The organism is Actinocrinis puniceicyclus (assembly GCF_018283645.1).
GTDB classification, from domain to species: Bacteria; Actinomycetota; Actinomycetes; order Streptomycetales; family Catenulisporaceae; genus Actinocrinis; species Actinocrinis puniceicyclus.
In genome coordinates this window covers 1-13466 of sequence record NZ_JAGSXH010000054.1, presented here as the reverse complement: position 1 = coordinate 13466, position 13466 = coordinate 1, and the positions used below count along the sequence as shown (strand labels likewise).

Below are 13466 nucleotides of genomic sequence, written 5' to 3'. Positions count from 1 at the left end.
GGCGGCCCCGGCCCGCTACGCCCCGCGACCCTTTGCGCCGCGCCCACGATCCCAGAGCTCGAATTCAAGCCTTCGAGCGCGCGGATCGGCGAAGCGGGCAGGCCAGCGGTGTCGCAGGGCCGGAGTCTACCGGCTCGAAGCGCCCTGACTCATCGTACGGCAGCGAACGGTCCGTCACATCGCCGTCGCGCGCGTTGTTCCCAGCGCCAGAAGCATGCCGCAGTATCCGGCGCGCAGCGGTTGCGCCCCGATCCCCACCCGGTGGATCCGCACCTCGGCGCAATGCGGCGCCAGGCAGCCGAGCAGTTCCCGCTCGCCTATGCTCACCGCGGGGAATTCGACGCCGGCGATGTCGTAGCCGGCGGAGTACTCCATGAAGGCGGCCGCGAACGGCGCCGCCGGGCGCAGCGCACTGAGGAAGCGGGTGACCGCGACCGTGAACTCCGTGTGGTCGCCGGTGATCGACTCGGCGACGAAGAACATGGTGCCCAGGTCCCAGGCCGCCGACGGCAGGTCGAACACGCTGCCGTGCTCGATCCGGCCGCGTTCGGCGAGCCAGCGGCGGGCTTGTTCGAAGGCTCCGTTCCGCCCGCCGGGGGAGACCAGATCCCAGTACGGCCGCCAGATCTCGCCGCAGTGCTCCAAGTGTGAGCGCAGCCAGGCGATGTTGCGGTGCGAGTAGTCGATCAGAGTCACCGTGCGGCACACCGGCAGCATCGCCAGGCCGGGGTAGAGGTTCGGACCGCAACCGACGTCCAGGCCGTGCCCGGCCGCGCCGCCGGTCTGCTCGGCGAACCAGGCGTGCGTGCGGCGCAGGATCTCCGCATCGTCAGCGCGCATGCCGCGGTAGTTGGACTCAAGGTACCCGAAGGGGTCGAACCGGTCCCAGGGCAGTTCCGAGTTCCGTGGTGGAGCCATCGAGCGCATCTGTTCCATGGGTGGTGGCAACCGCTCGCAGTCCGACCGGGCCGACGGTCGCCGACCCGGCATCGACGGGAGGTGAGTGAAAGAACACTGATTCCCGGGGCACGATAGCAGACACCGCCCGCGGTGCGGCGGGATGCCGTGAACCGCCAGGGGCGCGCCGAAGCTCGACCAGATACATCGCGGCCAGTACGAGCGCCGCGCCGAAGTAACCGCGCAGCGGCAGATGCTCCCCGGAAACCCGTGCAGCCAGCGCGCCGAAAACCGGCTCCATGGTCATCACCACCGCGGTGCGGGTGGCGGAGATGCGCCGCTGCGCATATGTCTGCATGAAGAACGCGGCGGCCGTGCACAGCAGCGCGGTGTAGCCCAGCGTCACCCAATCCGCGCCGCGGAACGGCAGCACTATTGCGCCGCGGCCGACCGCGCCGGGCACCGCGACGATGAGGCAGACCGCGGCCGTGGCGGCGAGCTGCACGACGGCCAGCGCGTACGGATCATGCCGGTCGGCCCATGCGCCGACGGCGGTGATGTGCGCGGCCCAGCCGGCCGCGCACGCGAGCGTCAACAGCTCCCCGGTACCGATCAGGCTGCCGCCCGAGGTCTCCAGTGTCAGCAGCCCGAGGCCGGCCGTGGCGAGCCCGGCGCCGGCCCACGCGGTCACCGCGATCCGGGTGCGCAGCACGAGCGCGCCCAGAACCGGGGTGAAGACCACGAACAGCCCGGTGATGAACGCGGACACCGACGCGGGGGTGGTGCGCAGCCCGTAGGTCTGGGTAAGGCAGCTGAAGGCGAGGATCAGGCCGATCAGCACACCGTGCCGCCAGCCGGCGCCGCCGAGTCCGCGCAGCGCCCGGGGACGCAGCGCCAGCAGCACGGCCGTGGCCAGCGCGAAACGCTCGAACATCAGATCGGCGACGGGCATGTCGCCGAGCGCGTCCTTGGTCATCACGAAGGACACGCCCCAGACCAGCGTGACACCGAGCAGCCCGGCCGTGGCGGTGACCGTTGCGCGCCGCGGCGCGCGCAGTGCGTCTTTCGCCATCTAGTAGATGTACAGCGTGATCGTGGAACCGTAGTCGACGCTCGAACCGCCGCTCGGCGACTGCCGCCCCACGTTGTCGACGAACGGGAGCAGCCGCGTGGTGTGCACGGTGAAGCCCTGGGCCTGGAGCGCCGCGGTCGCGTCCTCCACCGTCATGTCGGTCACGTCGCGCACGACGACCTGCCGCGCGCCGCTGGAGAGGGTCAGCGTGACCGTGCTGCCGGGCGCGACGGCGCCCCTCGGGGTGTACGAGACCACCGAGCCCTTCGGCACCGTGTCCGAGGAGACCTGGGCGGTGGCGATCGCGACGGTGAAGCCGCTGCCCTGGAGCGCCGCGGTAGCGTCGTCCTGGGTCCGTCCGGTCACGTCCGGCACGGTGGCCCGCCGGCCCTTCGAGACGGTCAGCGTGATCACAGACCCCTGCTTGACCGGGGTGCCCGGGCTGGGGGAGACCGAGGCGACCTCGCCGACCCCGACGGTGTCGCTGTAGCCCTCGACTATCCTCGCCTTCAGCCCGTCACCGGCCAGCGTCGTCGTGGCCTGCGATCGGGTGAGGCCGACCAGGTTCGGGGTGTTCTCGAAGACCACCCGGCCGTAGAGCCAGGCGCCTATCCCGGCGGCGGCGGCCAGGAACAGCACCACCAGGAAGATGATCAGGCCCTTGAGCGAGCGGCGGCGCGGCGCCTGATCGACGACCCGGCTCTGCCGCGCAGAGGTCCGGGGTGCGACATAGTGCTGGGTCGGCTCGGCCCGGCGCGTCGGCTCCGGCGGCAGCGGCCGCGTGGTCTCCACGGTGGCGTATCCGCCCAGGTTCAGCGCCGAGTCCGGCAGGTTCGCGTACACGGCGCGCACCTGCTCGCGGTAGGCCGCCGCGTCGACGGGCCGGGCGCCCGGGTCGCGGGCGGTGGCCGAGGCGACCAGCGCGTCGAGCGCCGGGTCGAGGCCGGGCACCAGCAGCGAAGGCGGCGGAACGCGCTCGGTGACGTGCCGGCGCGCGATCTCCACCGGGGTGCCGCCCGTGAACGGCTTGCGGCCGCAGAGCAGCTCGAAGAGCACGATCCCGGCCGAGTACACGTCGGAACGCGCGTCGCAGGTGCCGTGCGCGACCAGTTCGGGGGCGAGATAGGAGACCGTGCCGATCAGGCCGCCGCCGGGCAGTGTGGCGCCCAGCGAAGAGCCCAGAGTCGCGCCGGGCGTGCCGCCCTCGGTGCTCACGCTGCGCGCCAATCCGAAGTCGGTGACCTTGACCGCGGATGCGTAAGAGCCCTGACGACTGTTCAGTGTCGCGGCGTTGAGCAGCACGTTTTCCGGTTTGACGTCCCGGTGCACGATCCCGGCGCGGTGCGCGGCGGCCAGGCCGGCGAGCATCGCGTCCAGCACCTCCAGCGCCTCGCGCGGACTGAGCCGGCCGCGGCGGCCCAGCAACTCGCGCAGGGTCTCGCCGGGCACGTATTCCATCGCCAGATAGGCCAGCGGCGGCTGCCCGGACTGGTCGTACACGGCGACGATGTTCGGGTGGCTGAGCCGGGCCGCCGATTTCGCCTCGCGTATGAAGCGGGCCACGTACTCGGGGTGCCGCGCCAGTTCCGGGTCGATGACCTTGAGCGCGACCAGCCGGTCCAGCCTGTTGTCCCAGGCCCGGTACACCGTGGCCATGCCTCCTTGGGCGAGACGCGACTGGACGGCGTACCGGCCGTCGAGCGTCCGCCCGATCAGCGCGCCGTCCAGCACGGGTTCGTGCCGCGAGGGAGCCTCCACGAAAATCGAGTGTAGGCGTTGGTCACGACAGCGGCGCCCGCTGATACGCGAATGTGGCGAAGCTGGAACGGCAGTGTTCGAACGCGCTGGTGCGGATCCCGCTCAGAAGGCCGGTGATTCGGCGAGACCGGGCGATGAGGCACGGGCGTGGAAACGCTGCGGTATGCGCCCGGCCAGGTGAGCGAGGCGCCCGGCGGTCACCGCGTGCCGCATCGCCGCGGCCATCCGCGCCGGCTCCTGTGCGCGGGTGACCGCCGATGCCAGCAGCACCGCGGAGCAGCCCAGTTCCATCGCGAGCGCGGCGTCGGAGGCGGTGCCGATGCCCGCGTCGAGGATCACGGGCACGCCCGCGCCGCGCACGATCAGCTCAAGGTTGTGCGGGTTGCGGATGCCCAGTCCGGAGCCGATCGGTGCGCCCAGCGGCATCACCGCGGCGCAGCCGGCCTGTTCGAGGCGGCGGGCCAGCACCGGGTCGTCGTTGGTGTAGGGAAGCACGGTGAAGCCGTCCGCGACCAGCGTCTGCGCGGCGTCGAGGAGTTCGACCGGATCAGGCAGCAGGGTGTCCTCGTCGGCGACGACTTCGAGCTTGACCCAGTCGGTCAGCAGCGCGTCCCTGGCCAGGCGTGCGGTACGCACCGCCTCGCGTGCGGTGTGGCAGCCGGCCGTGTTCGGCAGGACCGCGATCTTGAGAGTGTTGAGCAGATCGAGGATCGATCCGGCGGTGCCCGGAGTGACCCGCCGCAGCGCCACCGTCGTCAGCTGCGTGCCCGAGGCGAGCAGGGCGTCCTCAAGCGCGCTGAGGCTCGGCGCGCCCCCGGTGCCCATGATCAGCCGGGAGGTGAAGCTCTTTCCGCCGAGTTCGAACGTGTCTGGCACCGTTCCCCCTGTCCGACCTCAGCCGCCCTGGACGGCGGTGAGGATTTCTATCTGGTCGCCGTGCCGAAGCGGCCTGTCGTCCCACTCCGCGCGCGGTACGACGTCATCGCCGACCGCCACCGCGATGCCTGTGCGGGATGGGCGCAGTCGGCTGATCAACGCGCCGAGGGTGGTGTCGGCGGGAAAGGATTCAGGCTGTCCGTTGACGACGACTTGCACGCGCGTCGCGGTCATGCAAGCGCGGCCTTCTTCGAGAAGCGGCGCGGCTCGTTGCCGAAGCGCTGCGGTTCGAAGCCCTGTGCGTCTTCGGGCATTTGCCCGCTGACCAGGCATTCGGCTATGGCGTCTGCCGTGATCGGGGTCAGCAGCACACCGTTGCGGAAATGCCCCGTGGCGGCGACCAGGCCCGGCAGGGCGGTGGGGCCGAGCAGCGGCGCGTTGTCCGGTGAACCGGGCCTCAGGCCCGCGCGCACTTCGGTCAGCGGCAACTCGCCGATATCAGGCACCAGCCCGTGCGCGGCGCGCAGCAGCTCGTAGACGCCGCCCGCCGTGACCTGAGTGTCGAAACCCTGCTCCTCGACCGTCGCGCCGACGACCAGTTCCCCGTGCTCCCTGGGCACCAGGTAGACCTGGCGGCCGCGCACGACGCCGCGTACCGCGCGACCCAGGAACGGTACGGCGCTCGCCGGGACGGACAGGCGCAATATCTGCCCTTTGACCGGTCGGATGGGCGGCAGCGCGCCGGGCGGAAGCCCGGGAATCGAGGTCGACTGGCAGCCGGCGGCCAGAACCACCCGGTCGGCGTGCAGCGTCCGGCCGTCGGCAAGCCGTACGCCGATCGCCACGTCGTGCTCGACCAGCAGTTCGGCGACGCGCTCGCGATGCACCGTGACGTGTTCGCGGGTGAGTGCGGTGAGCAGCGCGGCCACCAGCATCCGGTTGTCGATCTGGTGATCGCCGCGCACGTGCAGACCGGACTGGACGTCGGGGGAGAGCAGCGGTTCGAGGGAGCGGCATTCGCGCCCGCTGAGCGGTTCCGAGTCCAGACCCAGGCGCTGGTGGAAGGCCGCCAGGTCGGCCAGCACGGCCCGGTCGCCCGAGTCGAACGCGACGGCGAGCGTGCCGCGCGCGGTGTAGCCGGCGGGAGTGCCGGACACGCCTTCCAGTTCGGCTACGAAGTCCGGATAGCGGCGCGCGGAGGCGAGGTTGAGCCGCAGCAGCCTTTCCTCGCCGTAGTGCGCCTCGGTGGCCGGGGCGAGCATCCCGGCGGCGGCGTGCGAGGCGCCGGAGCCCGGTTCCGGGTCGACCAGCGCGACGTGCAGGCCGCGTTGTGCGGCGCGCCAGGCGACCGCGAGGCCGATGAGGCCGCCCCCGACGACGATCGCGTCGGGTCGGGCCGGAGCCGGCCGCGCGTGCGGGATGGTGGTTTCCGGCGCTTCCATCGTTGCGCTCCCTCCGCCCCGCCGCTTAAGCCGCAGGGCCAGGTTCAAACGGTCGGGGGCCGCGTGCCCCCCTCTCAGCCCGCCGCGGCGGGCTCCCGTGCTGTTCGTTCCGGCAAGTGTAACCGGCGCCGCCACGCTTACTCAGCGGTATGTGGGTATCACTCTGAGTTACGCGCAGGCGGCGCCGTCGGACGTACACATGAGCGCGGACTCAGCCGGCTGCGGCGGGCGGTGCGGTCAGACCGGGAGCGATGACGTTGAACCAGGTCAGGATCGCCAGCAGCAGGCCGATCAGCGCGAGGATCACGCCGCCGAGGGCGGTCGCGCGGGCCCACGCCGGGGTCTTGCCGCTCAGCAGCAGCGCCGGGGAGGCCAGCACGCCGGCGCCGATCAGCAGCGAGGCCAGCGCGAAGATCCCGCCGAGCGCGGCCTGGGCGTGCCAGCTGCTGTGGAACGCGTTGAGCGAGGTCTGGGTGTTCTGCGAGGTGGCCTTGAGTTCGACGAGGTATTCCTCGCGGGCGCCGTACACGGTGCCGAGCCAGCCTCCGGACAGCGAGGCCAGCGCGAGGGCCAGCGAGGTCAGGCCGAAGGCACCGGAGACGAAGCCGGAGCCGGTGTTCTCCTCGCCGTCCTCGTCCGCGACGTCGAAATCGGCGAGTTCTTCGGGCTCGTTCGACTCGACGAGCTCGGACTCGGCGAGTTCGGACTCGGGCGCGGCGGCCGAGACGATCTCCGTCTCGCTTTCCTCGCCGGATTGGGTCGTGGTGTTCTCCATAGGCGCACACACTAGGGCCTTTTGCTGAGGGTGGGGTAAACCCAGGGCGGCAACTTTCGCCGACTCGGCCCGGCGGGGCCCACCTCGGGCGGTGCCATGGCGTTGGGCGCTGTCGGAAGGCCATGGCAATCTGGGGGGCGTGACATCCATCTTCGCCGAGCTCGAAGAGCTCGTACCCGTCTGGCTGACTCTTCCCGAGGTGGCCGAGCGCCTCGCCCTGCCGATCACCCGCACCCGCCAGCTGCTCAAAGAGCACCAGATCGTGGCCGTGCGCCGGGGCGACTCGAAGGCCCTGTCGGTGCCCGCCGCGTTCCTGGACGGCGGACAGATCCTCAAGGGGCTGCCCGGCACGCTGACTTTGCTCGCCGACAACCACTTCTCCGTGGAGGAGTCGGTGCGCTGGCTGTTCACCCCGGACGAGTCGCTGCCCGGCACGCCGGTGCAGGCGCTGGCCGACAACCGGGGTACCGAGGTGCGCCGCCGCGCGCACGCGCTCGGATTCTGAGCTGAGTCGAGATGCCCTCTGAGGTGGATCTTCCCGAGCAGGCGGCGCCGCGGCCCGGGATCCGCGGCGCCCGGCTCTATCTGTGCACCGACGGCAGACAGGAGCGCGGCGATCTGGCCGAGTTCCTGGACGCGGTGCTCGCCAACGGCGTCGACATCGTCCAGCTGCGGGAGAAGGGTCTGGAAGCGCGGCGGGAACTGGACCTGCTGGAGCAGTTCGCGGACGCCTGCGCGCGGCACGGCAAGCTGCTCGCGGTCAACGACCGGGCCGATGTCGCGCTCGCGGCGGGAGCGGCGATGCTGCACCTCGGTCAGGACGACCTGCCTCCCCCTTTCGCCCGCCGCATGCTCGGCCCGGGGGTGGTGCTCGGTCGCTCCACCCATGACGAGCGGCAGGTAGACGCCGCCGTGGCAGACCCGCTGACCGGCTATTTCTGTGTCGGCCCGTGCTGGCCGACCCCGACCAAGCCCGGTCGCCCGGCGCCGGGTCTCGACCTGGTGCGTTACGCGGCGAAGGCTGCGCCACCGGACGATCCCGCGGCGCTGCCCTGGTTCGCCATCGGAGGAGTCGGCTCGGACACGATCGACCGGGTCGTGCGGGCCGGAGCCCGCCGCGTCGTGGTGGTGCGCGCGCTCACCGAGGCGCCGGACCCGGCGGCCGCGGCCGCGGCTCTGGCGAGCCGGCTGAGCTGATCCGCCGGGCGGCCGTGAAGCCGGCCGCCCGGCGGTCGTCCGCGCCCGGCAGGTCCGCCGTGACCGTCGCAGTGCACCGGCCCGGATTACCCATGCACCGGACGCGTGCGGCGCCGGGATCGCGCGGGCAGGTGTCAGCCACAGAAGATCAGGAAGCAGTGGGTCTGTTTCGGCGACGCGCTCGGGCTCGCACTGCTGCCGGCGGACCGAGTCGCCTTCGGGCTGGCCGAGGCGCTCGGCGCCTTCGAGCGGCTCGCGTGGGCGGAGGGGGACGGCTTCGGCGACCGGGAGGGCGAGGGGCTGGCGCCGGACGGGTTCCCGCCGCCGCCGGCCGTGTCCTCCGCGCCGGCGCTGTCCGGCCCGGTGGGCGTGGCGACCGGGGGGATCGTGGTCGCCGTGCCCTTGGCGAGGCTGCCGCCACCCGCGTCGAGGCCGATGACACCGATCGCGCAGATGACCAGCGCCGCCGCCGCGACGCCGACCAGCACGGTGCGCTTCTTGCGGCGTGAGGCGGCCGCCCGGCGCCGCGCCGCGTCGGCCGAGGGGTGGCGCTCGCGGCGGCGCGACTCGCGCAGCCCGGGCGGGGGCGCGTTGCGCGGCTGCGGCTCCCACACCGCCTTGATTGCAGGCCCCTGATCCGCCGCCGCGTCAGGTCCCGCGGTCGGAATGAGTTCCGCCGAGCCCTGATAATCCAGTCGGCGGCGGAATTCCACGGCCTGGCTTGGATCGATTCCCTGGTAGCCGGACGCGTGGCGCGGCTCAGGCCCCTGAGTCCTGGGACCACCCCGGGGTATGTCGGATCGCCGATTCACCTCGCTCACAGTGGCCGTGACCCTACCAAACCCGCTTTCCCGAGGCGACCCGCGCAGCGCGCGCCCGGAACCACGATCGAGCAGCAGAGATACGGAACGGTTGCGTATTGGAAAGGGTGGCGGTAGGCTGCCCGGAAACGAGATACGAAACGGAACCGCCCCGATTCTGACGGGGCGTCCGGGAACCTTGGAGGGGAACCCGTGGCACAGAACTCCCCGGCGGCGCGCCTTGCCGCCGGAACTCAGGACGCTCAGGGCGGCCATCCGCGCCGTTGGCTGATCCTCAGCGTGCTGGTCTTCTCGCTGCTGGTGGTCGTGCTCGACAACACCGTGCTGAACGTCGCGCTCAAAACCATCGCACTGCCCAAACCGAACGGCCTCGGCGCCAGCCAGGCCGACCTGGAATGGTCGATCAACTCCTACACCCTGATCTTCGCCGGCCTGCTGTTCACCTGGGGCATCCTGGCCGACCGGCTCGGGCGCAAGCGGATCCTGATGGTCGGCATGACGCTGTTCGGCCTCACCTCGCTGCTGTGCGCGTATGCCGGCAGCCCCGGTGAGCTGATCGCCGCGCGGGCCGCGATGGGCTTCGCCGGCGCCGCCATCATGCCCAGCACCCTCGCCGTCATCGCCAACGTCTTCCCCCGCAACGAACAGGGCAAGGCCATCGGCGTGTGGGCCGGATCGGTCGGCCTGGCGGTGGCCATCGGCCCGGTGGTCGGCGGCGCGCTGCTGGACAGCTTCTGGTGGGGCTCGGTCTTCCTGATCAACGTGCCGATCGTCATCATCGGCCTGATCGCGATGACGTTCGTGGTTCCCGAGTCGCGCAACCCGAACCCGGGCCGGCTGGACCCGGCCGGCGTACTGCTCTCCATGGCGGGACTGGTCGTCTTCGTGTACGGCGTCATCCACGGCGGCGACACCGGCGACTGGGGCGCGCCCGCGGTCTGGGGCCCGCTGGTGAGCGGTGTGGCGCTGCTGACGCTGTTCGTGGTCTGGGAGCGCAACACCGACCATCCCGCGCTGGACGTGCGGCTGTTCAAGAACCGGCCCTTCTCCGCGGCCGTCATCTCGGTCGCGCTGTCCTTCTTCGCGATGATGGGCAGCCTGTTCTTCCTGACCTTCTACCTCCAGTCGGTGCGCGGGTACAGCCCGCTGCAGGCCGGCCTGTGGGTGCTGCCGTTCGCCGCCGCGCAGCTGATCTTCTCGCCGCTGTCCGCCGGCGTCGTCGGGCGCTTCGGTGCCCGCGCCGTCTCCTTCAGCGGCCTGGTGCTGATCGCGGTGGCCCTGGCGCTCTACCAGCTCATCGACGTGCACTCGGCGATGTGGGTGTACGGCACGATCGCCGCCTTGCAGGGGGTGGCGATGGCCCTGGTGATGCCGCCCGCCACCACCACCGTGATGAGCTCGCTGCCGCGCGAGCGCGCCGGGGTCGGCTCCTCGATCAACAACACGGTCCGCCAGGTCGGCGGCGCGCTCGGCATCGCGGTGCTCGGCACGGTGCTCACCTCGGCCTACCGCGGCCGGATCGAGCCGGTGCTGACCGGCTCCGGCGTGCCGGCCGGCGTGGCGCACGGCGTCAGCGGCTCGATCGAGGCCACGCAGGGCTTCGTGGCCCAGTCCGCCGCGGCGCACCCGCAGCTTGTGCGGCTGCTCGTGCCCGCCGACAGCGCCTTCGTGCACGCCCTGCACGTCTCGACGCTGATCGCGTCCGGAGTCGCCGTCACGGCCGCGGTGCTGGTGCTCGCCTGGCTGCCGCGCCGCACCGCGGGCACGGGTCACGGCTCGGGCGCCGCGCAGAGCGTTCCACAGTCCACCGCGAGCGTGAACGCATAGAGTCGGGGCAACTCCCCAGCGGCGGACGGATGAGCACTCGACGATGATGATGAAGGACGATCAGGTCAAGCCCGGTTCGCCCACCGCCGCGTTCGCGGCGGTGCGGCGGCCGGGCCGCCCGCGCAGCGGCCAGGCCGAGGAGGCCATCCTGGACGCCGTGTTCGCGCTCTTCTCCGAGGGCGCCACCTACGACGGGCTGTCGATGGAGATGATCGCGGCCGAGGCGAAGGTCGGCAAGGCCACCATCTACCGGCGCTGGCCCAACAAGGAGGCGCTGATCATCGACGCGATCTGCCGCCGGCTGCATCCGGAGCGGGAGAAGGCCACGCCGCCCGGCGTCTCAGTGCGCGAAGACCTGGTCTACCTGTTGGAGGTGATGCGCCGTCACCTGCAGGAGGAGAGCAGCGGCGCGGCGTACAACGTGCTGGCCAACGCCAGCAAGGCGAATCCGACGCTCCACCGCCGTTACCACGAGGTGGTGATCGAGCCGCGCCGGGACGTCTACCGGCAGGTGCTGCGGCGCGGCGTGGCCACCGGAGAACTGCGCCCCGATCTCGACATCGAGCGCGCCATGCTCATGCTCACCGCGCCGATGCTGACGGCGACGCGGCACTCCCCGCCCCCGGAGCCGGTCGGCCGGCGGTTCAGCGTCGGGCTCGTCGACGACCTGCTGCGCGGCGCGGCCCTGGAGCCGGGCCGGATCTGCGGCGAAGAACCGCCGGATGCCGGGCACGGCGCCGGATCAGGGAACTTCGCGCCAGCGTGACGTGATCGGCAGCCGCCGGTCGCGGCCGAACGCCTTGGCCGAGATCTTCGTGCCCGGCGGGTACTGCCGCCGCTTGTACTCGGCGGTGTCGGTCAGCCTGAGCACCCGCTGCACCAGCGCCGGGTCGAAGCCGCGCGCCTCGATCTCCTCCCGGCCGTGGTCTCCTTCGACATACAGGTCCAGGATCTCGTCGAGCACCTGGTAGGCCGGCAGCGAGTCGGTGTCCTTCTGGCCGGGCCGCAGTTCGGCGCTGGGCTCCTTCTCGATCGAGTTGCGCGGGATCGGCGGCACCTGGCCGCGCCGTTCGGCTTCTTCGTCGCGCCAGCGGGCCAGCGCCCACACCAGCGACTTGGACACGTCCTTGATCGGCCCGAAGGCGCCCACCGCGTCGCCGTACAACGTGGAGTAGCCCACCGCCAGCTCGGATTTGTTGCCGGTGGCCAGCACCAGGTGGCCGCGTTGGTTCGAAAGCGCCATCAGCGCCGTTCCGCGCACCCGCGCCTGAAGGTTCTCCTCGGCCAGCCCGGTCAGTGCCGTGCCCGAGTCCGCCAGGGTCTTGAGATAGCTCTCGACCATCGGCGCGATCGGGACGGTCTCGTAGTGCAGCCCGGTGCGCCGGGCCGTCTCCTCGGCGTCGTCCTTGGAGTGCTCCGAGGAGTAGCGGCTCGGCAGCGATACACCGTAGACGTTCTGCGGGCCGAGCGCGTCGCACGCGATCGCCGCGACGAGGGCCGAGTCGATGCCGCCGGACAGGCCGAGCGTGACCGTGGTGAAGCCGTTCTTGCGCACGTAGTCGCGCAGGCCCATGACCAGCGCCCGGTAGATCTCGGCGAGATCGTCCAGGCGCGGGGTGATCACCGCGGGGCGCGGCAGGTAATGCTCGGCCTGGTCGGCGGACGCGACCACGCGCCGGATCGTCATGCCGTTGGCGGCCGTGGCGTCCACGGCGGGCTGGTTGGCGCGGGGCAGGTCGAGGTCCGTCACGAACAGCTCCTCGGTGAACTGGCCCGCCCGCGCGACAACCCGCCCGTCGGCCGCGACCACGATCGAGTCGCCGTCGAAGACCAGCTCGTCCTGGCCACCGATCTGGTTGACGTAGGCGACCGCGCAACCGGCCTCGGCGGCGCGCCGGGCCAGCAGTTCGTACCGCACGTCGTCCTTCTCGAGTTCGTACGGCGAGGCGTTGATCGACAGCAGCAGCCCGGCGCGCGCCTCGTCGGCGGCCGCGACCGGACCGCCGTCCTGCCACAGGTCCTCGCAGATCGCCACGGCGACGTCGACGCCGCGGACCCGGACGACCGGCAGCACGTCTCCGGGCACGAAATAGCGGTACTCGTCGAAGACCCCGTAGTTCGGCAGATGGTGCTTGGCCGAGCGGATCAGGACCGAGCCGCGGTGGATCACGGCGGCGGCGTTCACCGGCGAGCAGGCGCCGCGCCCGGTGCGGCCGCCCTCGTGCGCGGAGCCGTTCAAAGCCGCGCGGTCGTCCAGATACCCCGCGACGACGACCAGTTCGCCGAGTCCCTCCCGGTCGAGTTCTCCGGCGAGCCGGTCCAGCGCGGCGCGGGCCGCCCTGACGAAGGAGGGGCGCAGCGCCAGGTCCTCGACCGGGTAGCCGGTGAGCGCCATCTCCGGGGTTGCCAGCAGGTGCGCGCCCTGAGCCGCCGCCTCGCGAGCCGAGCCGAGGATCAGCCGCGCGTTTCCGGTCAGGTCGCCGACGGTCGGGTTGATCTGTGCCAGAGCGATTCTCAGCTGCGCCATGGTTCCAGCATACGCCCCTTCTCGTCGCTCTGACGAGAAGGGGTGGGTGTGCCGTCCGCCACGTGCTGTCCGCCGAGCGTCACGCCAATGGGCCGGATTAACTCGTGGGGGGATATGGGGGAGAAATGAGGCGGCCTCGTCGCACGGGGGAGCGACGAGGCCGCGGCGGAGAGTTGTCGAGGACTCTCCGCGGGCGCCGGAGGGTTCACCGCCACGGTCCCGGGGGAGGACACTGCGGGCGGCGAGGGGCGGTTCCGACGCCGGGCGGTGCGGG

Annotated in this window: 13 protein-coding genes; 4 read left to right on the top strand and 9 right to left on the bottom strand. The window is 71.7% G+C overall.

The features are described 5' to 3' along the window. Positions 1-174 precede the first annotated feature (174 nt). The 7 genes from KGA66_RS16130 to KGA66_RS16100 form a co-directional block, all read right to left on the bottom strand. Entirely contained in the window at positions 175-918 is a 744-nt protein-coding gene (locus KGA66_RS16130) for an SCO2525 family SAM-dependent methyltransferase (protein WP_211468946.1), read from the bottom strand. Continuing rightward, positions 857-1969 carry a DMT family transporter gene (locus tag KGA66_RS16125; protein WP_211468945.1) on the bottom strand — a complete coding sequence of 371 codons (1113 nt, stop codon included), beginning with the start codon at positions 1967-1969 and terminating at the stop codon, positions 857-859. The genes KGA66_RS16130 and KGA66_RS16125 overlap by 62 nt, the downstream gene beginning before the upstream one ends. Next, positions 1970-3727, bottom strand: a complete 1758-nt coding sequence (pknB, locus tag KGA66_RS16120; protein WP_211468944.1) for a Stk1 family PASTA domain-containing Ser/Thr kinase — start codon at positions 3725-3727, stop codon at positions 1970-1972. A 102-nt stretch (positions 3728-3829) separates the two neighbouring features. Next, positions 3830-4603, bottom strand: a complete 774-nt coding sequence (locus KGA66_RS16115) for a thiazole synthase (RefSeq protein ID WP_312886937.1) — start codon at positions 4601-4603, stop codon at positions 3830-3832. Positions 4604-4621: 18 nt separating this feature from the next. Continuing rightward, complete coding sequence (gene thiS / locus KGA66_RS16110) at positions 4622-4837, bottom strand: sulfur carrier protein ThiS (protein ID WP_211468943.1); 216 nt, start codon at positions 4835-4837, stop codon at positions 4622-4624. Continuing rightward, positions 4834-6045 carry a glycine oxidase ThiO gene (gene thiO, locus KGA66_RS16105; protein WP_211468942.1) on the bottom strand — a complete coding sequence of 404 codons (1212 nt, stop codon included), beginning with the start codon at positions 6043-6045 and terminating at the stop codon, positions 4834-4836. Before thiO ends, thiS begins: the two co-directional genes overlap by 4 nt. A gap of 211 nt (positions 6046-6256) precedes the next feature. Further along, positions 6257-6820, bottom strand: a complete 564-nt coding sequence (locus tag KGA66_RS16100; RefSeq protein WP_211468941.1) for a hypothetical protein — start codon at positions 6818-6820, stop codon at positions 6257-6259. A gap of 139 nt (positions 6821-6959) precedes the next feature. Here KGA66_RS16100 and KGA66_RS16095 point away from each other — a divergent pair, with 139 nt between their 5' ends. Together KGA66_RS16095 and thiE are read left to right on the top strand one after the other, a co-directional pair. Beyond that, entirely contained in the window at positions 6960-7325 is a 366-nt protein-coding gene (locus KGA66_RS16095; protein WP_312886936.1) for an Rv2175c family DNA-binding protein, read from the top strand. 11 nt (positions 7326-7336) lie between these two features. Beyond that, positions 7337-8017 (top strand): thiamine phosphate synthase, encoded by a 681-nt coding sequence (gene thiE, locus KGA66_RS16090; protein WP_211468939.1) that lies wholly within the window; start codon positions 7337-7339, stop codon positions 8015-8017. A gap of 134 nt (positions 8018-8151) precedes the next feature. Here the strand turns inward: thiE and KGA66_RS16085 are convergent, their stop codons facing one another. Next, a complete protein-coding gene (locus KGA66_RS16085; protein ID WP_211468938.1) occupies positions 8152-8631 on the bottom strand; it encodes a hypothetical protein in 480 nt (159 codons plus the stop codon). Between the two features lie 399 nt (positions 8632-9030). Here KGA66_RS16085 and KGA66_RS16080 point away from each other — a divergent pair, with 399 nt between their 5' ends. After that, a complete protein-coding gene (locus KGA66_RS16080) occupies positions 9031-10665 on the top strand; it encodes an MFS transporter (RefSeq protein WP_211468937.1) in 1635 nt (544 codons plus the stop codon). A gap of 43 nt (positions 10666-10708) precedes the next feature. Next, a complete protein-coding gene (locus KGA66_RS16075) occupies positions 10709-11431 on the top strand; it encodes a TetR/AcrR family transcriptional regulator (RefSeq protein WP_211468936.1) in 723 nt (240 codons plus the stop codon). Here the strand turns inward: KGA66_RS16075 and KGA66_RS16070 are convergent. Next, positions 11408-13192: an NAD+ synthase gene (locus KGA66_RS16070; RefSeq protein WP_211468935.1), complete on the bottom strand. Its 1785-nt coding sequence runs from the start codon at positions 13190-13192 to the stop codon at positions 11408-11410. The two genes, KGA66_RS16075 and KGA66_RS16070, sit on opposite strands and share 24 nt — an antisense overlap. Positions 13193-13466 lie beyond the last annotated feature (274 nt).

Coding starts and splice junctions, on each gene's coding strand:
- thiO (WP_211468942.1), bottom strand. CDS start 6,045: ATGGAAGCGCCGGAAACCACCATCCCGCACGCGCGGCCGGCTCCGGCC.
- thiS (WP_211468943.1), bottom strand. CDS start 4,837: ATGACCGCGACGCGCGTGCAAGTCGTCGTCAACGGACAGCCTGAATCC.
- KGA66_RS16125 (WP_211468945.1), bottom strand. CDS start 1,969: ATGGCGAAAGACGCACTGCGCGCGCCGCGGCGCGCAACGGTCACCGCC.
- KGA66_RS16100 (WP_211468941.1), bottom strand. CDS start 6,820: ATGGAGAACACCACGACCCAATCCGGCGAGGAAAGCGAGACGGAGATC.
- KGA66_RS16070 (WP_211468935.1), bottom strand. CDS start 13,192: ATGGCGCAGCTGAGAATCGCTCTGGCACAGATCAACCCGACCGTCGGC.
- KGA66_RS16130 (WP_211468946.1), bottom strand. CDS start 918: ATGGCTCCACCACGGAACTCGGAACTGCCCTGGGACCGGTTCGACCCC.
- KGA66_RS16075 (WP_211468936.1), top strand. CDS start 10,709: ATGATGATGAAGGACGATCAGGTCAAGCCCGGTTCGCCCACCGCCGCG.
- thiE (WP_211468939.1), top strand. CDS start 7,337: ATGCCCTCTGAGGTGGATCTTCCCGAGCAGGCGGCGCCGCGGCCCGGG.